31 protein-coding genes are annotated in these 26,824 nt (G+C 66.8%); 19 read left to right on the plus strand and 12 right to left on the minus strand.

Annotated features, from left to right (window positions below):
* The first annotated feature begins 64 nt into the window (after window positions 1-64).
* Window positions 65-868: an inositol monophosphatase family protein gene (locus tag BDW41_RS18100; RefSeq protein WP_074550637.1), complete on the plus strand. Its 804-nt coding sequence runs from the start codon at window positions 65-67 to the stop codon at window positions 866-868.
* Between the two features lie 67 nt (window positions 869-935).
* Here BDW41_RS18100 and hda read toward each other — a convergent pair whose 3' ends face one another.
* The 3 genes from hda to BDW41_RS18115 all read right to left on the minus strand — a co-directional run bounded on the left by hda (window position 936) and on the right by BDW41_RS18115 (window position 3,886).
* Window positions 936-1,640: a DnaA regulatory inactivator Hda gene (gene hda, locus BDW41_RS18105; protein WP_074550636.1), complete on the minus strand. Its 705-nt coding sequence runs from the start codon at window positions 1,638-1,640 to the stop codon at window positions 936-938.
* On the minus strand, window positions 1,637-2,818 hold the full coding sequence (locus BDW41_RS18110; protein ID WP_110301658.1) for an AI-2E family transporter: 1,182 nt from the start codon (window positions 2,816-2,818) through the stop codon (window positions 1,637-1,639). Before BDW41_RS18110 ends, hda begins: the two co-directional genes overlap by 4 nt.
* An 87-nt stretch (window positions 2,819-2,905) precedes the next feature.
* Complete coding sequence (locus tag BDW41_RS18115; protein ID WP_074550633.1) at window positions 2,906-3,886, minus strand: DUF2066 domain-containing protein; 981 nt, start codon at window positions 3,884-3,886, stop codon at window positions 2,906-2,908.
* A gap of 148 nt (window positions 3,887-4,034) precedes the next feature.
* On the opposite strand from BDW41_RS18115, the gene purM reads away from it, so the two are divergent.
* The 3 genes from purM to BDW41_RS18130 are packed head-to-tail and all read left to right on the plus strand — an operon-like array spanning window position 4,035 to window position 6,514.
* On the plus strand, window positions 4,035-5,063 hold the full coding sequence (purM, locus tag BDW41_RS18120; protein WP_074550631.1) for a phosphoribosylformylglycinamidine cyclo-ligase: 1,029 nt from the start codon (window positions 4,035-4,037) through the stop codon (window positions 5,061-5,063).
* Between the two features lie 4 nt (window positions 5,064-5,067).
* Window positions 5,068-5,736 (plus strand): phosphoribosylglycinamide formyltransferase, encoded by a 669-nt coding sequence (gene purN / locus BDW41_RS18125; RefSeq protein WP_074550629.1) that lies wholly within the window; start codon window positions 5,068-5,070, stop codon window positions 5,734-5,736.
* 55 nt (window positions 5,737-5,791) lie between these two features.
* On the plus strand, window positions 5,792-6,514 hold the full coding sequence (locus tag BDW41_RS18130) for a DUF3108 domain-containing protein (RefSeq protein ID WP_083337730.1): 723 nt from the start codon (window positions 5,792-5,794) through the stop codon (window positions 6,512-6,514).
* Between the two features lie 84 nt (window positions 6,515-6,598).
* Here BDW41_RS18130 and murA read toward each other — a convergent pair whose 3' ends face one another.
* Both murA and BDW41_RS18140 read right to left on the minus strand, forming a co-directional pair.
* A complete protein-coding gene (gene murA / locus BDW41_RS18135) occupies window positions 6,599-7,858 on the minus strand; it encodes a UDP-N-acetylglucosamine 1-carboxyvinyltransferase (RefSeq protein WP_074550627.1) in 1,260 nt (419 codons plus the stop codon).
* Between the two features lie 42 nt (window positions 7,859-7,900).
* Window positions 7,901-8,140, minus strand: a complete 240-nt coding sequence (locus BDW41_RS18140; RefSeq protein ID WP_074550626.1) for a BolA/IbaG family iron-sulfur metabolism protein — start codon at window positions 8,138-8,140, stop codon at window positions 7,901-7,903.
* A 254-nt stretch (window positions 8,141-8,394) separates the two neighbouring features.
* Here BDW41_RS18140 and BDW41_RS18145 point away from each other — a divergent pair, with 254 nt between their 5' ends.
* From BDW41_RS18145 to ptsP, 12 genes are all read left to right on the plus strand, one after another.
* Window positions 8,395-9,405, plus strand: coding sequence for a KpsF/GutQ family sugar-phosphate isomerase (locus tag BDW41_RS18145; protein ID WP_074550624.1), 1,011 nt, complete (start codon window positions 8,395-8,397; stop codon window positions 9,403-9,405).
* A 104-nt stretch (window positions 9,406-9,509) separates the two neighbouring features.
* Window positions 9,510-10,049 (plus strand): HAD-IIIA family hydrolase, encoded by a 540-nt coding sequence (locus BDW41_RS18150; RefSeq protein ID WP_199535371.1) that lies wholly within the window; start codon window positions 9,510-9,512, stop codon window positions 10,047-10,049.
* Entirely contained in the window at window positions 10,046-10,705 is a 660-nt protein-coding gene (gene lptC, locus BDW41_RS18155) for an LPS export ABC transporter periplasmic protein LptC (RefSeq protein WP_083337729.1), read from the plus strand. Before BDW41_RS18150 ends, lptC begins: the two co-directional genes overlap by 4 nt.
* The gene (gene lptA, locus BDW41_RS18160) at window positions 10,605-11,210 is read left to right on the plus strand and encodes a lipopolysaccharide transport periplasmic protein LptA (protein WP_074550620.1); all 606 of its coding nucleotides are present in this window, start codon (window positions 10,605-10,607) and stop codon (window positions 11,208-11,210) included. Before lptC ends, lptA begins: the two co-directional genes overlap by 101 nt.
* A gap of 3 nt (window positions 11,211-11,213) precedes the next feature.
* Entirely contained in the window at window positions 11,214-11,933 is a 720-nt protein-coding gene (lptB, locus tag BDW41_RS18165) for an LPS export ABC transporter ATP-binding protein (protein ID WP_074550618.1), read from the plus strand.
* Between the two features lie 136 nt (window positions 11,934-12,069).
* Window positions 12,070-13,536: an RNA polymerase factor sigma-54 gene (locus BDW41_RS18170; RefSeq protein WP_074550616.1), complete on the plus strand. Its 1,467-nt coding sequence runs from the start codon at window positions 12,070-12,072 to the stop codon at window positions 13,534-13,536.
* A gap of 287 nt (window positions 13,537-13,823) precedes the next feature.
* A complete protein-coding gene (raiA, locus tag BDW41_RS18175; RefSeq protein WP_074550614.1) occupies window positions 13,824-14,147 on the plus strand; it encodes a ribosome-associated translation inhibitor RaiA in 324 nt (107 codons plus the stop codon).
* A gap of 133 nt (window positions 14,148-14,280) precedes the next feature.
* Window positions 14,281-15,231 (plus strand): HPr(Ser) kinase/phosphatase, encoded by a 951-nt coding sequence (gene hprK / locus BDW41_RS18180; protein WP_074550612.1) that lies wholly within the window; start codon window positions 14,281-14,283, stop codon window positions 15,229-15,231.
* Window positions 15,232-15,234: 3 nt separating this feature from the next.
* The gene (rapZ, locus tag BDW41_RS18185; RefSeq protein WP_074550610.1) at window positions 15,235-16,122 is read left to right on the plus strand and encodes an RNase adapter RapZ; all 888 of its coding nucleotides are present in this window, start codon (window positions 15,235-15,237) and stop codon (window positions 16,120-16,122) included.
* Between the two features lie 43 nt (window positions 16,123-16,165).
* A complete protein-coding gene (locus BDW41_RS18190) occupies window positions 16,166-16,558 on the plus strand; it encodes a PTS fructose IIA subunit family protein (protein ID WP_074550608.1) in 393 nt (130 codons plus the stop codon).
* Window positions 16,551-16,820 (plus strand): HPr family phosphocarrier protein, encoded by a 270-nt coding sequence (locus BDW41_RS18195; protein ID WP_074550606.1) that lies wholly within the window; start codon window positions 16,551-16,553, stop codon window positions 16,818-16,820. The genes BDW41_RS18190 and BDW41_RS18195 overlap by 8 nt, the downstream gene beginning before the upstream one ends.
* A 158-nt stretch (window positions 16,821-16,978) precedes the next feature.
* Window positions 16,979-18,709: a phosphoenolpyruvate--protein phosphotransferase gene (gene ptsP / locus BDW41_RS18200; RefSeq protein WP_074550604.1), complete on the plus strand. Its 1,731-nt coding sequence runs from the start codon at window positions 16,979-16,981 to the stop codon at window positions 18,707-18,709.
* A gap of 12 nt (window positions 18,710-18,721) precedes the next feature.
* On the opposite strand, the gene BDW41_RS18205 is transcribed toward ptsP, so the two are convergent.
* Both BDW41_RS18205 and BDW41_RS18210 read right to left on the minus strand, forming a co-directional pair.
* The gene (locus BDW41_RS18205; protein ID WP_074550602.1) at window positions 18,722-18,901 is read right to left on the minus strand and encodes a hypothetical protein; all 180 of its coding nucleotides are present in this window, start codon (window positions 18,899-18,901) and stop codon (window positions 18,722-18,724) included.
* Between the two features lie 140 nt (window positions 18,902-19,041).
* Window positions 19,042-19,920, minus strand: coding sequence for a LysR family transcriptional regulator (locus BDW41_RS18210; RefSeq protein ID WP_074550600.1), 879 nt, complete (start codon window positions 19,918-19,920; stop codon window positions 19,042-19,044).
* A gap of 86 nt (window positions 19,921-20,006) precedes the next feature.
* Here BDW41_RS18210 and BDW41_RS18215 point away from each other — a divergent pair, with 86 nt between their 5' ends.
* Window positions 20,007-21,032 (plus strand): YeiH family protein, encoded by a 1,026-nt coding sequence (locus BDW41_RS18215; RefSeq protein WP_074550598.1) that lies wholly within the window; start codon window positions 20,007-20,009, stop codon window positions 21,030-21,032.
* Window positions 21,033-21,087: 55 nt separating this feature from the next.
* Complete coding sequence (locus BDW41_RS18220; protein ID WP_074550596.1) at window positions 21,088-21,519, plus strand: hypothetical protein; 432 nt, start codon at window positions 21,088-21,090, stop codon at window positions 21,517-21,519.
* On the opposite strand, the gene BDW41_RS18225 is transcribed toward BDW41_RS18220, so the two are convergent.
* Both BDW41_RS18225 and BDW41_RS18230 read right to left on the minus strand, forming a co-directional pair.
* Window positions 21,520-21,927: a DUF302 domain-containing protein gene (locus BDW41_RS18225; RefSeq protein WP_074550594.1), complete on the minus strand. Its 408-nt coding sequence runs from the start codon at window positions 21,925-21,927 to the stop codon at window positions 21,520-21,522.
* A 122-nt stretch (window positions 21,928-22,049) separates the two neighbouring features.
* Window positions 22,050-22,796, minus strand: a complete 747-nt coding sequence (locus BDW41_RS18230; RefSeq protein WP_074550592.1) for a glucose 1-dehydrogenase — start codon at window positions 22,794-22,796, stop codon at window positions 22,050-22,052.
* Window positions 22,797-22,908: 112 nt separating this feature from the next.
* Between BDW41_RS18230 and BDW41_RS18235 the strand changes: the two genes are divergently transcribed.
* Window positions 22,909-23,295: a helix-turn-helix domain-containing protein gene (locus BDW41_RS18235; protein ID WP_074550590.1), complete on the plus strand. Its 387-nt coding sequence runs from the start codon at window positions 22,909-22,911 to the stop codon at window positions 23,293-23,295.
* 24 nt (window positions 23,296-23,319) lie between these two features.
* Here BDW41_RS18235 and BDW41_RS18240 read toward each other — a convergent pair whose 3' ends face one another.
* The 3 genes from BDW41_RS18240 to creD form a co-directional block, all read right to left on the minus strand.
* The gene (locus tag BDW41_RS18240) at window positions 23,320-24,480 is read right to left on the minus strand and encodes a membrane dipeptidase (RefSeq protein WP_233496927.1); all 1,161 of its coding nucleotides are present in this window, start codon (window positions 24,478-24,480) and stop codon (window positions 23,320-23,322) included.
* Window positions 24,481-24,629: 149 nt separating this feature from the next.
* Window positions 24,630-25,319 (minus strand): tRNA (adenosine(37)-N6)-threonylcarbamoyltransferase complex dimerization subunit type 1 TsaB, encoded by a 690-nt coding sequence (gene tsaB / locus BDW41_RS18245; protein ID WP_074550588.1) that lies wholly within the window; start codon window positions 25,317-25,319, stop codon window positions 24,630-24,632.
* Window positions 25,316-26,659 (minus strand): cell envelope integrity protein CreD, encoded by a 1,344-nt coding sequence (gene creD, locus BDW41_RS18250; protein ID WP_074550586.1) that lies wholly within the window; start codon window positions 26,657-26,659, stop codon window positions 25,316-25,318. Before creD ends, tsaB begins: the two co-directional genes overlap by 4 nt.
* Window positions 26,660-26,824: the final 165 nt, after the last annotated feature.

The following is a 26,824-nucleotide window of genomic DNA, read 5'->3' on the forward strand; positions in this document are numbered from 1 at the left end:
GACCCGGCCCGCCGTCTCTGCTAGACTTCGCGGCCGCAACCCCGTTCTTTTGAAAGCCGAAGCCATGCCAAGACCCGCCGTCAATGTCGCGGTGCGCGCCGCGCGCTCCGCAGGAAACATCATCCTGCGCTACATGAATCGCATCGACGGACTCAACGTCGTCGAAAAGCAACGCATGGACTTCGCTTCGGAAGTCGATCGCCTGGCCGAGGCCGAGATCGTCAAGGAACTCAAGCGCGCCTACCCGACGCACGGCTTCCTCGCCGAGGAAAGCGGCGCCATCGGCAAGGGTCCGCTGACCTGGGTAATCGATCCGCTCGACGGCACGCACAACTACCTGCGCGGCATCCCGCACTTCTCCGTCTCCATCGCCCTGCTCGACAAGGGCGAACCGGTGTATGCGGTGGTGTTCGATCCGCTGCGCGATGAGCTGTTCACCGCCAGCAAGGGCGACGGCGCCTACCTCAACGACCGCCGCATCCGCGTCGGCAAGCGCGAGAACCTCGGCGGGGCGATGATCGCCACCGGCTTCCCCTACCGCCAGCGCTCGCACCTGGATGCCCAGCTGGACATGACGCGCGCCCTGCTCGGCCAGGCCGAGGACATCCGCCGCTCCGGTTCCGCCGCGCTCGACCTGGCCTACGTGGCCGCCGGCCGCTACGACGGCTTCTTCGAGATCGGCCTGAAGCCGTGGGACATGGCCGCCGGCGTGCTGCTGGTGCGCGAAGCGGGCGGCCGCTACTGCGACTTCGCCGGCCGCGACGGCATCCCGGAAAGCGGCAACATCATCGCCGGCAACCTCAACGTGTCCCAGGCCATGGTCGACGCGATCAGCGCAAACGCCACGCCGCGGTTGCTGATGGCCTGACGCCAGTCCGTTGCCCAACAAGAAAAAGGCGCCCTTGCGGCGCCTTTTTCGTTGCGGTGGGAACGCCTCAGGCACCCGGATCCGTATCGCGCAGGAACTCACGCAAAAACGGCACCGTGATACGCCGCTTGGCCGCCAGCGACGCCTGGTCCAGGCGATCGAGCAGGTCGAGCAAGGCGCCCAGGTCGCGCTTGTAGCGGGTGAACAGCCAGTCCAGCACGGTGTCGTCCAGCTCGATGCCGCGCGTGGTCGCCTCCTGCCGCAGCACCGCGCGGCGTTCGGCATCGTCCAGCGGCTTGAGCAAGCCCTGCTGGCAGGCGCCCAGGCGCGAACGCAGGTCGGGAAGGCCCAGCCCCAGCTGGGACGGCAGGGCCTCGGCGGCGAACAGCAGCGCGGCGCCCTCGGCCTTGGCCCGGTTGTAGACGTCGAACAGCGCGTGCTCGGCTTCGCGGTTGCCGGCGATGGCGCCCAGGTCGTCCAGCGCCAGGAATTCGCTGCCGGCCACGCCGCGGATGGCGGCGGCCTTGTCGGCCATGCTGGCCAAGGGCAGGTATTGCACCGTCCGCCCGCCCTGCACAGCCGCCTGGCAGGCCGCCACCAGCAGATGGCTCTTGCCGCTGCCGGCCGGACCGGCCAAGTACAGCCACGGCGTGCCCGGCTCGTAGGCAACCTGCTCCACGGCCGTCAACGTCGCCACGTTGCTACCGGGGTGGAAATGTTCGAAGCGCTGGCGACGGGGCCAGCGCAGCACGAGCGGCAACTGCGGAATCATCGAGGGGGTACTGCGTCCTTCTTGCTGCCTTCTTGATCGACCGTGGTGCGGGTTTTCACTTCCCCGTCCGCGGTCTCGACCACCACATCCACTTCCGTGAGCAAGGGATCGCCCTCGCCCTCCTCCCGGTACAGATCGCTCTGCCGGTAACGCTCCGCCAGGTAGCGCAGCAGCACCAGGATCACCGAGGCTGCCGGCAGCGCCAGCAGCACGCCGAGGAAGCCGAACAGGTAACCGCCCGCCAGCACGGCAAAAATCACCGCCACCGGATGCAGGCCGATCTTGTCGCCCACCAGCTGGGGCACCAGCACGTAGCCTTCCAGCAGCTGCCCAACGGTGAAAATGCCCACTACGACCAGCACGTGGGTCCAGTCGCCGTACTGCACCATCGCGGCGATCAGCGCGGAACCAAAGCCCACGATAAAGCCCAGGTACGGCACGAAGCTGAGCAAGCCGGCGATCATACCGATCAGCGGGCCTACCGACAGCCCCATCAGCGTCAGGGCCCCGCCGTAGAAGATGCCCAAGGCCAGCATCACCAGCAGCTGGCCCCGCACGAAGGCGCCCAGCACGCTGTCCGACTCGCGGGCCAGGTGGGCGATGGTGGGCTCGATGGAGCGCGGCAGCATGCTGTCGATCCAGGCCACCAGGCGGTCCCAGTCGCGCAGCAGGTAGAACGCCACCACCGGGATCAGCACCACGTTGGTCAGCCACATCACCACGCCGACGCTGGAGCGGGAGATCTTGCCCAGCAACACGCTCGCGGCGTTGCCGATCGAACCCAGGTGATCCTTGATCTGCTGCACCAGCCGGTCGGTGTCGAACGCATTGGGGTCCAGGTGCAGCTTGGCCTGCAGCCAGGGCAGCGCGGTGTTCCGGGTCCAGTCGACGTAGTGCGGGATGTTCACCACCAGGTTTTCGATCTGGCGCGAAATCAGCGGGATCAGCAGCAGCAACGCGCCCACCGTGAGCAGCAGCAGCACGATGAACACGATGCTCACCGCCAGCGTGCGCCCCATGCCCAGGCGCTGCAGGCGATCGGCCAGCGGATCGCCCAGGTAGGCCAGCATGGCGGCAACGGCAAACGGCATCAGCACCGGCGCCAGCAGCCAGAACACGTACAGGATGACCGCGGCGATCGCGAGCATCTGCCAACGGCGGGAGCTGTCAGGCGTCATCGACATGGCTCATCCCTTGAGGTCGGAAAACAGGGCGCGCACCGAACGGCCGCGCACACGGGTGGCGCAGCGTTCGCCGCGCCGTGGTCAGTGGACCCAGCGCAGGCTGGCATCGGCATCGGCGTGCGCTTCGCCGCGCAGCAGGCGGCCGCCCGCCGCGAGGCTGTTGGCCAGCGCATCCATCGGCAGGCCGGCCTTCACCGCGAACAGCATGCCGTCGCCCTGCGCGCTCAGCGTGGTCACCTGGCGCACGTTCGGATCATCGCGAAGCGCGGCCACGAGGTTGGCGTAATCCATGGCCGAATTGACCTGGGACACCCACAGCTTGCCGTCGACCGTGGCCGAGCCGATCACGTTCAGCTGCTTGCCCAGGCGGTCGGCCAGCCCGTTGCCGGCGTCGGTAAGCACGGCCGAGGCGTTGGCGCCCTGGGTGCTCCACTTCTGCTGGGGACCGCCCGACACCAGCGCCCAGTCGGCGGCGTTGCCGTGCAGTTGGCCCAGCAGGATCAGGCCGGTCTTGTACTGGCGCGCCAGCGCGGCCACCTGGTCGGGCTCCGCGCTGGTCAGGTTCGGCGTATCGCCGGTCTTGGCCGGGTCGGCCAGTACGGCGCTGTAGCCCTTGGCGGCCAGGGTCTGCGTGAGGGCGGCCAGCGCCTCGCGGGTCAGCACGCTGCCGTCCTCGTCACGCACCACCAGCAACACCGGCGGATGCGAGCCGCCGCCGGACACGCCCATCTGGGCCACCGCCCGCTGCACGGCGGCCTGGTCGAAGGTGACCTGCAAGGCCATGCCTGTGGTGGCCCGCTGGTACTGGTACTGCTGCACGATGCCTGCGGCGCCCTTGAGCACATCGGCATAGCCGGGCTTGGTGCTCAGGTCCTGCCCGCCCGAGGTGCGGGCCAGCACCTGGGCCAGGGCGTCGCCGAAGGCGGCATTGCGGGCCGTGTCGCTGGTGTCGGCCACGGAAACCACCACGGTATACGGCGACACCTGCCCCTGCGCGTGCACGGACAGCAGCGGGGCCAGGCCCAGCAGGAAACAGACAAGCAGAAGGCGGGACAGGCGCATGGGGAGCGATATCCGGTGGGGGACGCGGAAAGTCTGCCCAATCCGGCCCGTAGCGTCCATCGAAGATGTCCCGATTTACCGCCGGCACTCAGGAAAGTAGAACCCTACGCTGCTACAATTCGACGTTTCCCATCGCCGGGTTGCCCCCATGTCCGACGCCCTCACCTACCGCGCCGCTGGCGTCGATATCGACGCAGGCAACGCCGTTGTCGAACGCATCAAGCCGCTGGTCAAGCGCACGTCCCGTCCTGAAGTGATGGGCGGCCTGGGCGGTTTCGGCGGCCTGTTCGACCTGTCCGGCAAGTACAAGGAGCCGGTGCTGGTCTCCGGCACCGACGGCGTGGGCACCAAGCTCAAGCTGGCGCAGCAACTGGGCCGCCACGACACCATCGGCATCGACCTGGTGGGCATGTGCGTCAACGACGTACTGGTGCAGGGCGCCGAGCCGCTGTTCTTCCTCGACTACTTCGCCACCGGCAAGCTGGACGTGGACACCACCGTGGCCGTGGTCGGCGGCATCGCCAAGGGCTGCGAGCTGGCCGGCTGCGCGCTGATCGGCGGCGAGACGGCCGAAATGCCCGACATGTATCCGCCGGGCGAATACGACCTGGGCGGCTTCACCGTGGGCGCCGTCGAGAAATCGCAGCTGCTGTCCGGCGAGAAGATCGTCGCCGGCGACGTGATCCTGGGCGTGGCTTCGTCCGGTCCGCATTCCAACGGCTACTCGCTGATCCGCAAGATCCTCGAACGCGCCGGCAATCCGCTGGACCTCGAGGTCGGCGGCGTGAAGCTGGCCGATGCGCTGATGGCGCCCACCACCATCTACGTGAAGCCCATGCTGGAGTTGATGAAAAGCCAGCCCGTCCACGGCATGGCCAACATCACCGGCGGCGGCCTGAAGGAAAACATCATCCGCGTGGTGCCGGAAAACCTCGGCATCCACATCGACGCGTCCGCCATCGTGCTGCCGCCGGTGTTCGAGTGGCTGATGCGCGAAGGCAATGTGGCGCGCGAGGAAATGTGGCGCACGTTCAACTGCGGCGTGGGCTTCACCGTGATCCTGCCGCGTGACGCCGTCAGCGCCGCCAGCGAGCTGCTGGCGCAGCATGGCCTGAAGAGTTCGGTGATCGGCGAGATCGTGCCCGCCCAGGGCGACGAGCGCGTCCACATCGGCTAAGCCCGTGAGTGCCCCGCGTCTTCGCGTTGCCGTGCTCGCATCCGGGCGCGGCAGCAACCTGCAATCCCTGATCGCCGCCCGCGACGCCGGACAGCTGCCGGTGGATTTCGTCGCCGTGGGCAGCGACAAGGCCGACGCGGGTGCGCTGCAGCTGGCGAAGGATGCCGGCATTCCCACTTTCACGCTGGACCCGAAGGGTTTTGCCAAGCGACGCGATTTCGACATCGAACTGTTCCGCCAGCTCGATGCCAGTGGCGCGCAGGTGCTCGTGCTGGCCGGTTTCATGCGCATCATCGACGGCCAGGCGCTGGCGCCGTGGGTCGGACGGATGATCAACATCCACCCCTCCCTGCTGCCGAAATACCGCGGCCTGCATACCCACCGCCGCGCGCTCGAAGCCGGCGACGTGGAACACGGCGCGAGCGTGCATTACGTCACCGCCGAACTCGACGGCGGCCCGGTGATCGCACAGGCACGCATCGCGGTCGAGCCCGGCGACGACGAAGCCCGGCTCGCCCAGCGCCTGCTCGCCTTTGAACATCAATTGCTGCCCGCCGTGCTGAAACTCATGGCCGAGCAGCGGCTGGACCTGATCGCGCCCGACCGCGTGGCGCTCGACGGCAAGCTGATCGCCGCGCCGCTGCAACTGCGCAACGGCGAACTGGTTGACTGAGGCCGCGCAGGCTCTCTACAAGTCGTTCAGGATGAACGCGTAGACTGCGGTCCTCATGACCGCACCCAACTCCCTCCGCATGTTCGCCGCCGGCCTTGCGCTGGCCTTCTCCGCCACGGCCGCGTTCGCCGCCACCGCGCCGGCACCGACTCCGTTCACGGCGACCTACCAGGTATCGCAAGGTGGCCAGGTGATCGGCGAAGCCGTGATCACGCTCAAATCCGCCAACGGCAACCAGTGGATCTACCGCAACCAGACCAAGGGCACCGCCGGCATCGCCGCCGCCCTGGGCGCCAATTCCACCGAGACCACCACGTTCCGCTGGAACAACAACGCCCCGGAAACCGTCAGCTACGACTACAACATGGACGCCGGCTTCAAGAAGAAGCAGCGCCATACCGAGGTGAACTGGACCAGCGGCCAGGTGACGGTGGATGAGGGCAAGGGACCGATGACGTATCCCAGCGCGCCCGGCATCGTCGATCGCAACACCACGCCCTACGCCATCGGCCTGGCGCTGCGCACGGGCAAACAGGACGTGTCGCTGCCCGTCGCCGTGAAGCGCAACGTGGAAACGCAGGAGTTCAAGGTGGCAGGCAAGGACGCCGTGAAAGTGCCCGCCGGCAGTTTCCAGGCCGAACGCGTGGTCCGCAGCGGCGACGAGAACGCCTTCAGCGCGTGGTACGCACCGCAGAAATACCCGGTGCCGGTGAAGCTGACGCAGAGCGACGGCGGCAATCTGGAGTTGCAGCTGGTGGACTACAAGAGCGAGAAGTGAGAATACAGAAGTGAGTAGTGAGAGAAGAGCATCGGAATAGCCGGCTCTCTCTCACTACTCACTTCTCGTTTCTCACTCCTGCCTTTACGACGGCAAGCGGCGAATCTTCGCGCCCAGCACGCCCAGCTTTTCTTCGATGTTCTCGTAGCCGCGATCGATGTGGTACACGCGATCGACGGTGGTATCGCCCTCGGCCACCAGGCCGGCGAGCACGAGGCACGCGGAGGCGCGCAGGTCGGTGGCCATGATCGGCGCGCCGCTCATCTTCTCCACGCCCTTGATGATGGCGGTGTTGCCTTCCAGGCGGATGTCCGCGCCCAGGCGCTGCAGTTCCAGCGCATGCATGAAGCGGTTCTCGAACACCGTCTCGGTGATCACGCCCACGCCTTCGGCCACGCAGTTGAGCGCGGTGAACTGCGCCTGCATGTCGGTCGGGAAGGCCGGGTACGGCGCGGTGGTGATGTTCACCGCCTTGGGGCGGCGGCCGCGCATGTCCAGCTCGATCCAGTCCGGGCCGGTGGAGATGTGCGCGCCGGCGTCTTCCAGCTTGGCCAGCACCGCGTCCAGCGTGTCGGCGCGCGCGTTGCGGGCGCGCACCTTGCCGCCGGTCATGGCGGCGCCGACGAGGAAGGTGCCGGTTTCGATGCGGTCCGGCAGCACTTCGTACTCGGCGCCATGCAGGCGCTCCACGCCGTGGATGGTGAGCGTGGAGGTGCCGGCGCCTTCGATCTGTGCACCCATGGCGATCAGGCAGTGCGCCAGGTCGACCACTTCCGGTTCCTGCGCCGCGTTCTCGATGACGGTGGTGCCCTGCGCGAGCGCGGCGGCCATCATGATGTTCTCGGTGCCGGTCACGGTGACCATGTCCATGGCGATGCGCGCGCCCTTCAAGCGCTTGGCCTTGGCGCGGATGTAGCCGTTCTCCACCGTCACCTCGGCGCCCAGCGCCTGCAGGCCGCGGATGTGCTGGTCGACCGGGCGCGAGCCGATGGCGCAGCCGCCGGGCAGCGACACTTCCGCCTCGCCGAAGCGCGCCACCAGCGGGCCGAGCACGAGGATGGACGCGCGCATGGTGCGCACCAGGTCGTACGGGGCGAAATACTTGTCGGTGGAGCGCGGGTCGACGTGCATCTTCATGCGGTCGTCCAGCACCAGCTGCGTGCCCATCTGGCCCAGCAGCTCGATGAAGGTGGTCACGTCGTGCAGGTGGGGCACGTTGCTGATCGCCACCGGCTCGTCGGCCAGCAGGCAGGAAGCAAGGATGGGCAGCACGGCGTTCTTGGCGCCGGAAATGCCCACCTCGCCGTGAAGCGGCTCGCCGCCACTGATCAGGATCTTGGCCATCGGAAGTCCTTACAAATCGATTGCACGGAGCGCTGCGTGGCCTCAATGGCGCGCAGCGACCTCCGCAGGAGTCAGCGTCTTCAGGGCCAGCGCGTGGATCGCGCCGCCCATGAGATCCCCCAGGGTGGCGTACACCAGGCGGTGACGGGCCAGCGGCAGCTTGCCCGCGAACTGTTCCGCCACCACTTCGGCCTCGAAATGCACGCCGTCGTCGCCGCTGACAGTCGCCTGCGCACCGGGCAGGCCTTGTTCGATCATTGCCTGGATGGTGGCAGCGTCCATGGGTTTTCCACTTGCAGGTAGGGGTCAGTGCCATCGATTCGGGGTGGAACCGAATCCAATGTCACCGACTATGACGTTAAAATGCGAATATGCCATGTTAATGGAAAACCTCTGTCGCAGAAACGACACGTGATGGCGGCGCCCGCTCCCCATGGGGCCGAAATTTCTCATAACATAATGATTCAGCGGATTTTTCGTCCTGCAGACACCTTGTTCAGGGTGATGACGGAAATCCGGCCGACCCCCGAGGACGCATGAACGCCCACGTCGCCACCGCCAAACAGCACGCGATCAACGCCGATGCCATCGTGCAGAGCGCCCGCACCGTGATCGCCACCGAGGCCGCGGCCATCCGGGCGCTGGAGCCGCGCATCGGCCCCGAATTCGTGGAAGCCTGCCGCCTGATCATGGGTTGCGCCGGACGCGTGGTCGTCACCGGCATGGGCAAGTCGGGCCATGTGGCCCGCAAGATCGCCGCCACGCTGGCCTCGACCGGCACGCCGGCGTTCTTCGTCCACCCGGGTGAAGCCAGCCACGGCGACCTTGGCATGATCCTGCCGCAGGACGTGGTGCTGGCCCTGTCCAACTCGGGCGAAACCGACGAGGTTCTTTTCATCCTGCCGGTGATCAAGCGCCAGGGCATTCCCCTGATCGCCATCACAGGCAATGCCAACTCCTCGCTCGCCGAGCAGGCCAACGTCCATCTGGACGCCAGCATCGCCGCCGAAGCCTGCCCGCTGGGCCTGGCCCCGACCGCCAGCACCACGGCTGCGCTGGTGATGGGCGACGCGCTCGCCATCGCCCTGCTGGAAGCCCGCGGCTTCACCTCGGAAGACTTCGCCCGCTCGCACCCGGCCGGCAGCCTGGGCCGCCGCCTGCTGCTGCACATCAGCGACGTGATGCACACCGGCGACGGCATTCCGGCCGTGCCGCCCAATGCCTCGCTCACCCAGGCGCTGGTGGAGATGACCCGCAAGCATCTGGGCATGACCGCGGTGGTGGACGCCGACCGCCGCCTGCTGGGCGTCTTCACCGACGGCGACCTGCGCCGCGCGCTGGACGATGACGATGTCGACCTGCGCGGCGCCACCGTGGCCGAGCTGATGACGCGCGGCCCCAAGACCATCGGCGCCGACAAGCTGGCCATCGAGGCCGCGCAACTGATGGAAAAGCACCAGATCCACGCGCTGCTGGTGGTGAACGAAAAGCAGCAGGTGGTGGGCGCCCTCAACATTCACGATCTGCTCCGCGCCCGTGTGGTCTGATCGAAAGGTTCGGCTGCTCTCCTTGACCGCCAACGCGTCCACCGTCCGGGCCGCCCGGCGTTTGACGGTAGCGCCCTTCCCTCGCCCCCTTGCCGATCCCGCCCATGTATCTGGCTGATATTCCCGCAGACGTCCTTGCCCGTGCCGCCAAGATCCGCCTCGTCGTGTTCGACGTGGACGGCACCTTGACCGACGGCCGCCTGTGGTACGCCGAAGACGGCCACGAGACCAAGGTTTTCCACGTGCACGACGGCCTGGGCCTGAAGCGGCTGATGGCCAACGGCGTGCAGGTGGCGATCATCTCCGCGCGCATCAGCCACCCGGTGGCGCTGCGCGCCGAGGAGCTGGACATCGCCCACGTCTACCAAGGCCAGGCCGACAAGCACGCCTGCCTGCAGCAATTGCTGGAAGCGCTGGACCTGCGCCCCGACGAGGTGGCCTTCGTCGGCGACGATCTGCCCGACCTGCCGCCAATGCGCGTCGTCGGGCTGGCCGTGGCCGTCGCGAACGCCCACCCGTGGGTGGCCGAGCAGTCGCACTGGCGCACGCGCCTGGGCGGCGGCCTAGGCGCGGCCCGCGAGGTCTGCGACATGATCCTGCATGCCCAGGGCAAGGCAGGCGCCGAGCGGGAGCGCTGGCAGTGAGCCTGCGTACCTACCTGCGCGACCGCAGCCTGCCGGTGGCCACCGTGGTGATGGCCGTTGCTACGGGCCTTGCCTACCTGCTGCAGCAGTGGATCGCGCCCGCGCCCAAGGTCAGCGAATTCGTGGGGCCGCCGCGCTCGGGCTATACGCTCACCAACTTCAAGCTGTGGTCGTACGACGTCGACGGCCTGCCCAGCTTCCAGATGGTGGCCCCGCACCTGGAGCGCCGCGAGAACGACGACTCGCTCTACATCAACACCCCCGATTTCACCCTGCCCTCCAACGAGCCCGGCGTGCCGCCGTGGCTGGGCAACTCGCTCTACGCCTGGGTCGACAAGAGCGGCACGCTGCTGAAGCTGCAGGGCCCGGTCTACATGCACCGGGCCGCCTTCGCGACCACCGACGCGGCGGAAATGCACACCACCGACGCGACCGTCTGGCCCAAGGAAAACCGCATGGTCACGGACGCCCCAGCGCATATGAAGCAAGGCGCACGTACACTTAACGGGGTCGGCATGCGTGCCAACCTCAACACCAATCATCTGGAGCTGTTCGATGAAGTCACCGGCTCGTTTCCGCCGCGACCCAAGAAGTCTCAAGCTGCACCTCGCCCTGCTGGGCCTGGGACTGCTCATCCTGCAGCCGGCGCTGGCTAAGCAGGACGACCGCAACCAGCCGATGAACTTCTCGTCCAAGTCCATGGACGGGTTCAACGCGCCCAACACGGTCACCACGCTGACCGGCAGCGTCGTGGCCACGCAGGGCACGATGAAGATGACCGGCGACGTCGCCAAGCTGTATCTCGACGCGGACACGCAAGTGTCGCGCGCCGTGGTCAACGGCAAGCCCGCGCACATCGAACAGCTGGACGATAACAACAACCTGATGCAGGGCGACGCGGCCCAGCTCGACTACGACAACATCAACGGCATCGCCGTGCTCACCGGCAATGCCGTGGTGCGCCAGCAGGGCCGCGGCGAATTCCACGGCGACAAGCTCACCTACAACACGCAGACCTCGCTGATCACCGGCGAAGCCGGTGGCGATGGCCTGGTGCACGGCACGATCCTGCCCAAGCAGAAGCCGGCAACGCCGACGTCCACGCCGCCCAAGCCGGCGACGCCGCCGCAGCAGCCGCCCAAGCCGGCCGAGGGCCACTGATCGATGCTTTCCGCTGAAGGTCTGCAAAAAAGCTTCAAGGCACGCCAGGTCGTGCGCGACTTCGCCTTCTCCATCCGCGAGGGCGAAGTGGTGGGCCTGCTCGGCCCCAACGGCGCGGGCAAGACCACCTGCTTCTACATGGTGGTGGGCCTGATCGAAGCCGACGCCGGCGTGATCAAGCTCGACAAGCAGGACATCACCGGCCTGCCCATGCACCAGCGCGCCAAGCTCGGCATCGGCTACCTGCCGCAGGAAGCCTCGGTGTTCCGCCGCCTCACGGTCGCCGACAACATCATGGCCGTGCTCGAGCTGCGCGAAGGCTGGGACGACAAGCGTCGCGCCAACGAGCTGGAAAGCCTGCTGGACGAACTGAAGATTTCGCACATCGCCGACCAGAAGGGCATCAGCCTTTCCGGTGGCGAACGCCGCCGCGTGGAAATCGCGCGCGCACTGGCCGCGCATCCGCGCTACATGCTGCTGGACGAGCCGTTCGCGGGCGTGGACCCGATCTCGGTGGGCGAAATCCAGCGCATCGTGCGTCACCTCAAGGAGCGCGGCATCGGCGTGCTCATCACCGACCACAATGTGCGCGAAACGCTGGGCATCTGCGACCGCGCGTACATCCTCAACGACGGCGAAGTGCTCTCGCGCGGCACGCCCGCGCACATCCTCGCCGACGAGAAGGTCCGCGAGGTCTACCTCGGCCGCGAGTTCCGCCTGTAAACGCCCCGGAACAACTCCGCTCCCCGGCACTACCTCAGGGATAAACCTGAGGTAGTAAGCGATTCCGCCTTCGACCTATGGCCGACCCCGGGGTCAGGAGTTAGGATGACCTTCACGTTCATTCCCATCGCCAGGCATGAAACCCGGACTGCAGTTTCGCCTCAATCAGCAGCTCACGCTGACGCCCCAGTTGCAGCAGGCCATCCGCCTCCTGCAACTGTCGCAGCTTGAGCTGGAGGCTGAGCTGCGTCAGATCGCCGAAAGCAATCCCTTGCTGGAGTTCTCGGACGACAACCCGGACGAACTCGACGGCGAGGAACGCGAAGCGCTGGAGCCGATCCCGACGAGTTCGGCCAGTTCGTCCAGCAGCGATACCGTCGACGATGCCGAAGCCCCCGAATGGGGCGACGCCGATGTCGACGGCAGCAGCGACGACCCCATCGATTTTTCCGCGGGAAGCGGCGCCTCGCGCAACAGCAATGGCGACGAGGACGGTTTCGAGCCGCAGAGCGCCGCCGCGGAAACGCTGCAGGAACACCTGCTCTGGCAGCTCAACCTCACGCACATGAGCGTGCGCGACCGCACCATCGCCGCGGTGCTGATCGATGCGCTCAATCCGGACGGCTATCTCACCGAAAGCATGGAGTCGCTCATCGCGGCCCTGCCCGCCGACCTCAAGGCCTTGCCGGCGGAAGTGGAATACGTGCGGCACATGCTGCAGCGTTTCGACCCCACTGGCGTGGCCAGCGTCGACCTGCGCGACTGCCTCACCGTGCAGCTGCAACAGTTCGCCCCCGATACGCCGCAACGCGATCTCGCGCTGCGCATCGTAGATACCGAACTGGAGCTGCTCGCGCGCAACGACATCGCGCGCCTGGCCCGCAAGCTGCGCGCAAACGAGGACGACACCGCCGCCGCCGCGGTGCTGATCCGCAGCCTCGATCCGCGCCCCGGCGCGGCGCTCGACGTGACGCCGGTCGAGTACGTCGCCCCGGATGTCTACGCGCGCAAGGATGGCGGCCGCTGGCGCGTCAGTCTCAACCCGGACTGCCAGCCGCGCCTGGGCCTGAACCAGCATTACTGCGGGCTGATCGCACAGGCACGCGGCACCGATGCCAGCTGGATGCGCGGGCAACTGCAGGAAGCGCGCTGGCTCATCAAGAGCCTGGAATCGCGCGCCGAAACCCTGCTCAAGGTGGCCGAGGCCATCGTGCGCCGGCAGAGCGCCTTCCTCGACTACGGCCCCGAAGCCATGCACCCGCTGGTGCTGCGCGAGGTGGCCGAGGAAGTGGGCATGCACGAATCGACGATTTCACGTGTAACCACCCGCAAGTACATCCATACGCCGCGGGGCACGTTCGAGCTCAAGCATTTCTTCTCCAGCGGCGTGTCCACCGAAGACGGTGGCAGCGCCTCGGCCACCGCCATCCAGGCCATGCTGCGCAAGCTGGTCGATGCCGAGGACCCGCGCAAGCCGCTGTCCGACCAGGCCATCGCGGAGGAACTGCACCGCAAGGGCATTCAGGTTGCCCGACGCACCGTCGCCAAATACCGCGAAGCCATGCGCATTCCCAGCTCCAGCGAGCGCCAGCGCGCTGGCTGAACGAGCCTGCCCTTCACTGTGGCAAAGCGTCCCGGGAACTTGGCGGCGAAAAAGGCGTCCCCATACTCAAGGTGAGACGGCCATGAAGGGCCGCTGCCATGCAGCCCCGTGAAGGTCTTTCTAACGCGAGGAAAATCTCATAGGCGCATAGTGACTCTCCGACTTGGCGAGGAGGCCGGAAAACCCATCCGCAAAACTACTGCTTTCAAAGGTGTGTCGGCCACGACATAAGCGACCGGCGCATCGACCCCAGCCGCGTCAGCGGCAAGTACTGAAGGAGGCGCAACATGCAAGTTCAGCTCAGCGGTCAGCAGATTGAAGTCACCCCGGCGCTGCGGGACCACGTGAACAGCCGGCTCGACCGCCTCACCCGCCTCGACGAACGCATTCTCAGCCTGAGCATCGTTCTTTCCGTGAACAAACTGCAGCAGCGCGCCGAAGGCACGCTCGCCGTCACGGGCAGCACCCTGCACGCCGAAGCGCTTGAGAACGACATGTACGTCTCCATCGATGTGCTGTTCGACAAGCTGGTGACCCAGCTGCGCAAGCACCGCGAGAAGATCTGCGACAAACACCAGCGCGCCGCCCGCGAGGAGCGCCTGTACGGCTGATCGCCCCGGCCCGCCCGCGCTGCCGGGCGGGCCTTCCCACGCTCGAGATACCTCGGTCCAAGGCACCCTTCGGTGCGAACTGGCACAATGTGCCCCGTGGCCGCCCTATTCCTGGTGGCTGAAAGGACTAGGTTTGGACCGGCTCACCGCCCGACAACTGTATGACAGCGTTCACGAGCGCATGGCCTTGCGCTGGGTTTCCGGCATGCGCGGCGAGTCGCGGGTGCTGGAGCAGGCGGCGACCACCACGCGCCGGCCCTCGCTGATCGGCTATCTCAACGTCATCTATCCGAACAAGATCCAGATCATCGGCACCGAGGAACTGAACTTCCTCGACAGCCTGGATTCGCGCCAGCGCTGGGAGGCGATCAACAAGATCGCCGCCTACCAGCCGGTGGCGATGATCGTGACCAAGGACCAGCCCATCCCCACCGACCTGCGCGAGGTGGCGGAAGAAACCAATACGCCGCTGTGGATAAGCTCCAAGCGTGGCCACGAGCTGCTGACCTGGATGCAGTACCACCTGGCGCGCATGCTGGCGCCGAAGATCACGCTGCACGGTGTGTTCCTGGAGGTGTTCTCCATCGGCGTGCTGATCACCGGCGAATCCGGTTCGGGCAAGAGCGAACTGGCGCTGGAACTGATCAGCCGCGGCCATCGGCTGGTGGCGGACGACGCCACCGAATTCACCCTGATCGCGCCGGACGTGATCGACGGCACCTGCCCCGAGCTGCTGCAGGACCTGCTGGAAGTGCGCGGCCTAGGCGTGCTGAACGTGCGCGAGATGTTCGGTCACACCGCGGTCAAGCCATCCAAATACCTTCGCCTGGTCGTGCACCTGAAACCGCTGCGCGAGGGGGAAGACACCGATGGACTCACGCGCCTTACCGGCGACATTGGCCACCGCGAGATTTTCGAGGTGCCGGTGCCGATGATCACCATTCCCGTGGCGCCGGGCCGAAACCTCGCCGTGCTGGTCGAGGCCGCGGTGCGCAACCACGTGCTCAAGAGCAAGGGCATCGATCCGGCCCAGACCTTCATCGACCGCCAGGCGCACCAGATGCGTCGACTGCCTCCCTGGTGACCCATGAGCGAAACGACGATCCGGCATCCTGACGCCATCCACCTGATCGTGCTCACCGGCATGTCCGGTGGCGGCAAGACCGTGGCGCTGCGCGCGCTGGAAGATCTGGACTTCTACTGCGTCGACAACCTGCCCACCGCCCTGCTGCCGCAGCTGGTGGCGGCGGTGAGCCGCAACGTGGAAGGCAAGCGCCGCAACGTGGCGGTGGGCGTGGACGTGCGCAACCCTGGCGAAGACCTGCAGCGCATGCCCGCCATGCTGTCGGAACTGGCTTCCGTGGGCGTGCACACGCACCTGATCTTTCTCGATTGCCGCGACGACGTGCTGATCAAGCGCTACTCGGAAACGCGCCGCCGCCATCCGCTGTCCTGGCGCGGCCTGTCGCTGGCCGACGCCATTGCCGAAGAACGCCGCCTGCTGCGCCCGCTCTCGGCCATTGCCGACAAGGTGATCGATTCCAGCGATCTGAACGTGCATCAGCTGCGCCGCCTCATCGCCACCGGCTACGCGGAAGCCACCGAGGGGCTGACGCTGATGTTCCAATCGTTCGCCTTCCGCCGCGGCCTGCCGCTGGATGCGGATTTCGTGTTCGACGCGCGCTGCCTGCCGAACCCTCACTGGGATCCCACGCTGCGCCCGCTGTCGGGCAAGGACGCCGGCGTGCGCGACTACCTGGACGCCCAGCCGCTGGTGGCGGAGTACTTCGCCGACACTGCGCGCTGGCTCGACACCTGGTTGCCGCGCTTCGAGGCGGACGACCGCAGCTACGTCACCATCGCCATCGGCTGCACTGGCGGCCGCCACCGCTCGGTCTACCTGGTGGAAAAACTGGCGGCCCATTACCGCGCGCTGCGCAACGGCGTGCTTACCTTCCATCGTGAACTCGAGTGATAGCCATGCTGTCCAAAGCACTTCATCGGACCGGCACGCCGTCATGAGCGTCGGCGTGCTGTTGATGACGCACGAGGCGGTCGGCCAGGCCCTGATTTCGGCCGCCCACCACGTGCTGCCCAAGCTGCCCCTGCGGGTGGAAGCCGTCGAAGTTCCGCCGCAGGCCGATCCGGACGTGATGCGCACGCTCACGGCCAAACACGCACGCGAGCTCGACGAGGGCAACGGTGTGCTGGTGCTCGCCGACCTGTACGGCGCCACGCCCTGCAACATCGGGCTGTCGCTGGGCTCACTCGGGGTGCGGTTGCGCTGCGTATCGGGACTCAACCTCCCGATGCTGCTGCGTGTGCTCAATTACGCGGAAAAACCCCTGGACGAACTGGCGGAGATCGCCGCCAGCGGGGGCCGCGGAGGAATCTTCATCGACCATGCTTGAGAAAGACATCGTTGTTTCGAACAAACTGGGCCTGCACGCCCGCGCCTCGGCCAAGCTGGTGCAGCTCGTGCAGGGCTTCAAGTCCACCGTGTGGCTTGTGAGCAAGGGCCGGGAAGTCAACGCGCAGAGCATCATGGGCGTCATGATGCTGGCGGCCGGCATCGGTACGCCGCTGACGATTCGCGCGGAGGGGCCGGACGAACAATCCGCCATCGACGCGGTGGCCGCGCTGTTCGATCGCAAGTTCGACGAAGGAGCCTGAGTGCGCGCAGGAAACGTGACACCCATGCGTCACCCCGAGGCCGTATTCACGGCCCGGTGGGGCATGCCGTGCCATCGTTTCCCATCGGGAATCCACGCGTTGGCGGGATGCCGGCGTCACGCGCGGCCGCAGCGGCCGTTTCACCACGGAAGGCCGACATGAGACAGATACTGGCAGGCACCACCGCAGCGAAAGGCATGGCCCTGGGCCGTGCCCGCCTGGTGCAGCCCAGCCGTTATCTGGTCGACACCCGTCCGCTCAACGAGGACGAGGTGGATGTCGAGCTGGAACGCCTGCATCGCGCGCTCGATACCGCACGCCAGGAATTGCGCGAACTCCGCGGCAAACTGCACGGCGCACTCGCGCGCGAGGTGAACGAGTTCATCGACGCGCACAGTCTGCTGCTGGACGACCCGGAACTGCTGCGCGGACTGGACGACCTGGTGCGCATCGGCCACTACCGTCCCGGCGCCGCGTTGAAGAAGCAGCGCGACCGGCTCGCCGCCGTGTTCGAAGCGATGGACGATCCCTACCTGCGTTCGCGCAAGGAGGATGTCGACCAGGTGATCAGCCGCGTCATCTCCGCCCTGCAGCGCCAGACCAGCCGCGAAGAGCGCAAGCTGGCCGCGCGCGTGGGCGAGATCCTGATCGCCGACACCATCGCGCCCGCCGACATGGCCCACCTTGCGGGCAGCGGACTGCTCGGCGTGGTCGCCAGTTCCGGCAGCCCGTATTCGCACAGCGCCATCCTTGCGCGCAGCCTTGACCTGCCGATGCTGGTCGGCGCGCGCGATGCACTCTCCACCATTCACGACGACGACCTGATCCTGCTTGATGCCGAGCGCGGCGAAGCCGTGGTGCATCCCACCGCGCAGGATCTCGCCCGCTATCGCGCGTGGCAGCGCGAGGCCGCGCAGGAAGGCCGTCGCCTCGCGACGCTGGCCAACGCCCCCACGCGCACGCGCGACGGCGTGGACATCCGCCTGTACGCCAACGCGGAAATGCCGCCCGACATCGCCATGGCGCGTGCGCGCGGCGCGGACGGTGTGGGCCTGTACCGCACGGAATTCCTGTTCCTGCGCCAGAAGGGGCTGCCCACCGAGGACGAGCAGTTCATCGCCTATCGCGATCTTGTGCTCGGCATGGGCGGACTGCCCGTCACCATCCGCACGCTGGATCTGGGCGCCGACAAGGCCGATGCGGCGGGCCTGGTAATCCGCGGCGAAGACAACCCCGCACTGGGCGTGCGCGGCGTGCGGCTGTCGCTGCGCTATCCCGCCGTGTTCACCACGCAGATCCGCGCCATCCTGCGCGCCGCCTGCTACGGACCGGTGCGCGTGTTGGTGCCCATGGTCACGCAGCCGGACGAACTGATCGCCGTGCGCACGCTGTTCAAGCTCGCGCGACAGGAACTGAAGCGCGAGAACGTCGACCTGCCGGAGAAGCTGCAGCTCGGCGCGATGATCGAAGTGCCCGCCGCCGCCATCAACGTGCGCGCCTTGCTGGAGCACGCCGATTTCCTCGCCATCGGCACCAACGACCTGGCGCAGTACGTGCTGGCCGCCGACCGCGGCAACGACGCGCTGGACAACATCTACAACCCTCTTCAGCCGGCGCTGCTGCGCCTGCTCGCCTACGTGATCACGGAAGGCCGGCGCGCGAAGAAGCCGGTGAGCCTGTGCGGCGAGATCGGCGGCGATACCAACTTCACGGCGCTGCTGCTTGCGTTGGGCTTGTGCGAGTTCAGCATGCACCCCAGCCAGCTGCTGCATGTGCGCGATCGCCTCACGGCGCTCGATCATGCGGCGCTGCGTGCGCAGGCGCCGCGCATTCTCCGTTCGCGCACGCACGAAGAAGCGGAAGCACTGCTAGCCAGCATTACCTGCTGACAACGCAGCTCGTCAGGTCTGCGTGTCGCCCGGCCAGCGCCGGAACGCCAGCACCCACCACAGCACCACTGCCCCAAACGGAATAAGGCCGACCAGGGCCAGCGCGGCGGGCAGACCGGCCCGTGGCAACACCTTCCACAAGGGAACAACGAGTGCGGCGAAAAATAGCAGCGCGACGAGCCAGTGGAGCATGCCCGGACCCTCAAGCAGTCATCGACGGATTAAAGCCACGACGATGCTAGAGGGGGGCGGATACACCCTCCATCGGAAGCATCCGATTTCCAGGGGCTACCACGTCGGGCAGGCAGCTCACGCGAATCACGACACACGCACTAACCCGCCGAAGCCAGAAACGCCTCGATCAACGCCCCGCGGTAACGCTGCCGATGCAGCAGCAACGACAGCTTGCGATGCAGGTCGAGGAAGGGTGTGCGCAGCACCTTCAGTCGACCGGCGGCGACGGCGTCGATCACGGCCACCTCGGGCACGCAGGCAATGCCCAGGCCGGCGATCACCGCCTGCTTGATCGCCTCGGCCTGGTCCAGTTCCAGCACGGTTTCGCCCGCCGGCAGGATGGATAGCGCACGCTCGCTCAGGCTGCGCGTGGCCGAGCCAGGCTCGCGCAGCACCCAGCGCGCGCCGGCGAAATCCTCCGGCGCCAGATGCCGCTTGCGCGCGAGCGGATGATCGGGCGAGGTGCACACCACCAGCGCATCGTCGCGCCAGGGACGCACCTCCAGCGAAGGATGCGCCACCGGCCCCTCCACGCAGCCGAGTTCCAGCGCGTGATCAAGCATGGCCGCCACGATTTCGGAGGTGTTGGACACGCGAAGACGCACCGACACATGCGGATGCGCGCGCACGAACTCCCCCAGCAATTCGCCGACACGGTAGTTGCCGACCGTATTGCTCGCCCCCACGCGCAATTCGCCGCCCAGTTCGTCGCCACCGCCGCTGCCCACGCGGCCGAACTCGGCGTAGCGCTCCAGCAGTTCCTGCGCCAGCGGCAGCAATTCCCGGCCCCGCGTGTTGAGGCGCAGGCGGCCCCGTTCGCGGGCGAACACCGGCGCATCCAGCTGCCGCTCCATTTCCGCCAGGGCCATGCTGGCCGCAGGCTGGGTGAGGTGCAGCGCTTCCGCCGCCGCACGCACGCTGCCGAGGCGCGCGATCTGCACGAACACCTCCAGCTGGCGCGGGCTGATGTTGATCATCAGCTGATCTTATAACAATCATCAATAATTCAAAATTTTCTTGATGGATAGCCAAGCGGACAACGGCGGCATTGCAGGAGAACGCCATGAATGCCACCGCCATCGCCCACCCCGCCTCGCCTGGCCTGTCCCAGCGCCTTCCCGGCCTGCTACTTGCAACGCTGATCGCCCTGGTGGCGCTGGGCCTGGGCAAGATCGCGCCGCTGATCGGCGGGCCGGTGTTCGGCATCGTGCTGGGCATCCTGGTGCGCAACACGGTGTCGCCGGGCGCCACCTTCACGCCCGGCATCCAGTTCGCCGGCAAGCAGGTATTGCAGTGGTCGATCATTGCGCTGGGCTTCGGCCTGAGCCTGGACCAGGTGGCCAAGACGGGCCTGGAGTCGCTCTCGGTCACGCTGGTGACCATGACGGTGGCCTTCCTCGCCGCCTGGCTGCTGGGCCGCGTACTGAAGGTGCACGACAAGCTGAAGATCCTGATCGGCGTGGGCACGGCCATCTGCGGCGGCTCGGCCATTGCCGCGGTGACGCCCATCATCAAGCCGGACGAGCACGACACGGCCTTCGCGATCTCCACCATCTTCCTGTTCAACCTGGTCGCGGTGCTGCTGTTCCCCCTGCTCGGCCACGTGCTGCACCTTTCCGACCTCGGCTTCGGCCTGTGGGCCGGCACGGCGATCAACGACACCTCGTCGGTCGTGGCCGCGGGCTACAGCTTCAGCAAGCAGGCGGGCGACTACGCCACCATCGTCAAGCTCACCCGCGCCACGCTGATCATCCCGATCTGCCTGATCCTCGCCTTCGCCACCGCGTGGAAGCAGAAGAAGCAGGGCGCCAGCGATTTCAGCCTGGCCCGTATCTTCCCCTGGTTCATCCTGTGGTTCCTGGTGGCCTCCGGCGTGCGCACGGCGGGCCTCGTGCCGGCGACGATCCAGCCTGCCCTGCACATGGCCGCGGAGTTCCTGATCATCGTGGCGCTGACCGCCATCGGCCTGTCCGCCAACCTGCGCAAGATGGCCTCGACCGGCGCCCGCCCGATCCTGCTTGGCCTGGGCGTATGGGCCGCGGTGTCGGTGAGCAGCCTGCTGGTGCAGCTGGTGATCGGGCAGCTGTAAGTCGCGCGATCGATTACGCTTGCCGTCTCCCGCGCCATCGAGGAAGGAAGCCGACATGCAACTCCACGGACAGTGCCACTGCGGAAACATCGCCTATACGCTCGACTGGGCGCCCGATCCCACGGAGATTCCGGCCCGCGCCTGCGATTGCTCATTCTGCACTCGGCATGGTGCGGTCTGGACGTCCAATCCCGATGGGCACCTGCGCATCCAGCTGCGCGACCCGGCGGCGGTGAGCCATTACGCGTTCGGCACGAGCACCGCGAACTTCCATGTCTGCAGCCGGTGCGGCGTGGTTCCGCTGGTGACCTGCGCGGTGGACGATGGCCTGTATGCCGTGGTCAACGTCAACACGCTGGACAACGTCGATCCTGCCCTGCTGCGTCATCGGTCGGCGAGTTTCAGCGAAGAGGACGTCAGCTCCAAACTCGCGCGGCGACAGGCGAACTGGATCGCCAGGGTGAGCTTTGCCGAGCGGCTCGACTGACTACACGGACCCACCTGCCACCGCCTGCTTCAGCAGCGGCAACGGCCCCGCCAAGTTCGCTGCCATCGATTCCGGCAAGCCATGCCGGGCGATGATGTATTCCGGCGCGTTGCAGGCCACGCATGTCGCGCCCTGGCCGTCGTCCCATACCAGCACTTTCAGCGGCAGGTCCAATCCGGCAAGCGGTACTTGCTGCATGAGCGGCGTGCCAGCTTTGGGGTTGCCGAAGATCAGCATCTGCTCGCCCTGCATGGTCAATCCTGCGCGTGCCGCGTCGGCGCTGAAATCGATGTGCGCGAACACGGTGATGCCATGGGATTCGAGCGCCTGCCGGATCCTCTCGATGGTTTCCGCCACGCCGTAGGAGGAGCGGTACTGGATGATGCCGTTGGCAGGCTGGTCGGCCATCGACGATGCCTCGTACACGAAAAGTGGCGCCGATCATCCGCCCGGCATCGTCAAACCCGCGCATGCAAAAAAGCGCACCCCGGCCCACACCGGGGTGCGCAACAAGGTCCAGCGTTATCCGATCAGCGCATGCCGCCGCCGGCGTAGAGCTGCTCGCCGGTCAGCCAGTAGGAATCGTTGGAAGCGAGGAAGGTCACGATGGAGGCGATGTCGTCCGGCTGGCCGATGCGACCCAGCGGGGTCTGCGCGATGGCGCCCTGGTGGAAGTCCGAACCGATGAAACCGGCCGCATGCGTGCCTTCGGTTTCGACCATGCCCGGGTTCACCGCGTTGACGCGGATCTTGCGCGGGCCCAGCTCGCGGGCCAGCACGCCGGTGATCGCGTCCACCGCGCCCTTGGTGCCGGTGTATACCGCACTTTCCGCCGGCACGATGCGCGTCACCAGCGAGCCGATGTTGATCACGCTGCCGCCGTCGTGCATGTGGCGCGCGGCCGCCTGCGTGGTCAGCAGCAGGCCGAGCACGTTGACGTTGAACTGCTTGTGGAAATGTTCCTCGGTGATGGCGTCGAGCGCGCCGAATTCATAGACGCCCGAGTTGTTCACCAGGATGTCGAGACGACCGAAGTTGGATACCGCGGCGTCGGCGAGCGCCTTGGCGTCCGCCGCCTTGGAGACGTCGCCGCCCACGGCGACGGCCTTGCCGCCGGCCTTGGTGATCTCGGCGACCACGGCATCCGCGCCGGCCTTGCTGGAGGCGTAATTGACGACCACGGAGGCGCCTTCGGCGGCCAGCGCCTTGGCGATGGCGGCGCCAATGCCCTTGGATGCGCCGGTAACGACAGCCACTTTACCTTTGAGCTTGCTCATGACGGGAACCTGTTCAGTTATGGAAGGGAGGGACTTGGGTACGGCCAGAACTTCTATAGTTCGCAACATACGAACTTATGAACTAGTTTTCAAGTGCTGCTAAAATGACCACATGAGGCCCCTGACCCACCCCTCCCTCGACGACGTGACCGTGGAAGGCATCCTGCATGCCCTTTCCGACCCCGTGCGCGCGGCCATCTACTGGCAATTGTCCTGCGCGGAAAGCGCCAACACCTGCTCGGCCTTCCTGAAGATGGAAGACCGCTGCATTCCCAAGTCCACCCTGTCGCAGCACTTCCGTGCGCTGCGCGAGGCCGGACTGATCCGCAGCGAACGCCGCGGCGTGGAAATGCTCAACACCACGCGTTGCGCCGAGATCGAACAACGCTTCCCCGGGCTGCTGCCCGCGATCAAGCACGCGCAGAGCATCCAGTGCGAAGCGCGCAGGCAGAGCGCGCCACCCGCGCCCGCCACGAAGAAAACCGCCCGCGCCGGCTGACGGTGTCATTCGGGCGGCCTCGTCTCAGGCTGTCCAGATTTCCTTGAAGACGCGCTGGAAGTTCTGCCCCAGCACCTTTTCCGTCACGCGTTCGCTGATGCCCTGGCGCAGCATGGCGTCGGCGACCAGCTCCAGCTTGAGCGGCGTGTTCACGTCCGGAATGAAGTACGGACGGTTTTCGCCAGGTGCGGCCATGCCCTGCTTGACGCGCTCCATCGTGTACTTCTGCTGCTGGCGGATGTCCTCGTCGGTATAGGGGAAAAATGGCGCATCGGTGCCGATGCCGACGTGATCCTCGCCCAGCACGTTGATCGCATGCGTCATGTGCCGCATGTAGTCGGCCAGCATGGGTTGCCGCGTGTCTTCGGTGAGGAAGGGCAGCATATAGATGCCCATGACGCCGCCCTTGTCCGACAGCGCCTTCATGACGCGATCGCTCTTGTTGCGCGGATGTTCGAACACGTCGCGGCAACCGGCATGGGAAATGATCACCGGCTTGGTCGACAGCGCGATGCCATCCGCGGTGGTCTTGGCGTTGGCGTGACTGAGATCCAGCGCCACGCCCAGCGTGTTCATCTTAGCGATGGCCTCGCGGCCCAATGGCGTCACGCCATCCGCATCGCCGTCCAGGCAGCCGCAACCGAAAGGCGTCTTGCGGTTATAGGTCAGCTGCATCACCAGCACGTCGAGCTCGCGGAACAGCTCGATGCGATCGAGCTTGTCCTCCAGCATGGAGGCGGCTTCGAACGACTGGATCAGCGCCATCTTGTGCTCGCGCCGCGCGCGCTCCAGGTCGTCGTGGCGCGTGACCTTGATGAACAGTTCCGGGTGCCGGTTCACCAGATTCTGCACGTCGGCGATGTCGAACACCGCATCTTCGAAGCTGCCGTTGAAGCTGCCCAGCGTGGTCTTCACCGCGTTGATGCCGCTGTCCCGCACGATGGCCAGCAGGCCATCGGTCTTCTCGTTGCAACACAACCTACCGAAAGCCGGCATGCTGTTGCCATCCAGCACGAGCGCCTGCCGATAGAGTTGGCCCGACGGGCTCGCCGCCTCGGGCAGCGGCAGCACCGGCACCTTTTCCGGTATGCGGAACTGCGCCATGGCGGAGGGAGCGAGCAACACCGCTGCCAGCGCCTTGCCCGAAGCCGAGAGAAACCCGCGACGCGTCCGCAGCTCACCCATGACTCACCTCGCGCGAGGATGCCTGCGAAGCGCAGGCACGCTTCGCACGGTAATGGTCAGGACTCCCCAAAACGGCGCCCACCTTACGCCCAAGCCGATGCATCAGGACATCGGTAGCAAGTGCTAGGCCTTCGGTGACATCGCGCGGCTCAGGCTTTGCCCTGCTCCGCCAAGGTCAGGGCCACCTTGTCGCGCAGGTACACCGGCAAGGCCTGCTCCGGCGCATGGGAGCGGCCCGCGGCGAATTCGCGCGCGGCGAGTTCGGCCACGTGCCTTGCCTGCGGGTAGCGCGCGCCCTCGGCGGAACGCAGCGTTCCGGTGAGATGCGGACGCAGCACGTCCGCATAGGTCGTCCAGCCGGTGCCCATCACATGCCATGCGGTGGACGGCGACAGGCGCAGTTGCTCCGGCGTGCACACGCGCTCCTCGTCGAGCGCGATGAGGCCGCCGTTGTCGTCGCGGCGATAGCTGGCGGCGTAGATCTCGCCCATGCGGGCATCGATCACGGCCAGGATGGCGGCGTCATCCTCGGGTGCTTCCAGCGCCAGCGCGGCCAGCGACGATACCGTCACCACCGGCACGTCCAGCGCCAGCGCCATGCCCTGCGCCAGCGAAATGCCCAGGCGCACGCCGGTGAACGCGCCGGGGCCGCGCCCCACGGCGATCACGTCGAGCGCGTGGCGCCCCAGCCCGGCCTCCGCCAGCAGGGCATCGGCCATGGGCAGCACCAGCTCGGCGTGGCGGCGGGGCGCGATCTCGCTGCGGGCGATCACTTCGTCGCCGTGGATCAGGGCGACGGAGCAGGCTTCGGTGGAGGTTTCGATGGCGAGCAGGTTCATGGCTGCTCCATGATAGCGGGCCCGGCCGCCGCGGGCATGCTGGCGTACCAGTCGATGCGGCGGGTCAGGTACATCAGCAGCGCCACGGTGATCACCAGCACGATGGCGCCGATCAGCAAGGCATAGGCTTCCGCCGCCAGCACCACGTACAGCATGGCGTAGACCAGCGCCAGGGCACCGGCAAGCAACACGCCGGCCCGCCGCGCGCCCAGCACCGCGCCCGCATAGCCGCCGATGATGACGACCACCGAAGCCGCCGCCACCGCGTACGCCAGTCCGAAACCGATCTGCTCGGAAAGGGCGAGCAGCAGCACGTAGAACGAAGCGAGCGCCGCGCCCACCAGCAGGTATTGCACGGGATGCACGCGCAAGCGCTTGAGTACCTCGAACAGGAAGAACGCCACGAAGGTCAGCGTGACGAACAGCAGGCCGTACTTGCCGGCGCGCACGTTGCGCTGATACACGTCGACAGGCTGAAACAGCGCCACGCCGAAGGCGGCATCGTGCACGGCCGCGTCGACGCGCCCGTCGCTCGCATGCCACGACTGGCCGAACTTGCGATTGAGATCGAGCATGTGCCAGCGCGCGGAGAATCCATCCGCCTTCACGGTTCTTTCCACCGGCAGCGCCGCGCCGATAAAGCTCGGGTCCGGCCACGGCGCATGCAGCTTCACGTCGGTGCTGCGCGCCAAGGGCAGCCACTGCAACGACTGCGTGCCGGCAAGGCGCAGCTTCACCGAGAACGCCACCGGCTGATCACCCAGGGTGGCCAGATCGATCGGCACGACCACCATGGACGACGAACCGCCAAAGCTCGCCGCCGACGACTGGAAACGCTGTGCCTTGCCGTTGATGCGCAACTCGGTGACTTCCTGCAGCCCGCGCAGATCGCCGACGGCAAGGCGAAGCTCGGCGTTGCCGTCGTCCCAGCGCGAGCCGTCCATCTGCCGCGCCTGCGCGATGTCCTCGGCGGTGAAGCGACCGTCGAGCTGCACCGTCGAGGCGAAGACCGGCGCGTCGTAGATGCCGTAGCGCCGCTTGTCCACCGTCATGCCGGCATCCACGCTCAGCGTATCCGGCAGCACGTAGGTGATGTCCCCGGCGTCATGCGTTTCGCCATTGGAAAGCGTGACGGCCTGATGCGATGGCACCGCGAGCACCAGCCCTCCCAGCACCTGCTCGCCACCCCAGCCCTGCGAGATCTGATCGATGGCGGCTTGGCGCATGCCCTGCCGCTCTTCGACCAGCGACTGCACTTTCCACAGCGGAAACAGCATCAGCAGCGCCAGCAGGCCCACGCCAAGCACCTTGGCGGTCCAGCCCTTCATCCAATGTCCCATGAGTCATGTCCCTTTGTCGGAATCTGCATGAGAACCGTCACGCAGGCGAACCGCGCGACCACGCGCGGCCAAACCGGCCATGAGTTGTGGCGAAACCGGGGCGCATGTCATTACCTCTCAGGTAATCGCTTCCGCGCGTGGCGGGCCGCAAGCTGTGCCCACACC

The sequence above is a fragment of the Dyella sp. AtDHG13 genome, from assembly GCF_003201105.1.
Taxonomy (GTDB): domain Bacteria; phylum Pseudomonadota; class Gammaproteobacteria; order Xanthomonadales; family Rhodanobacteraceae; genus Dyella; species Dyella jiangningensis_B.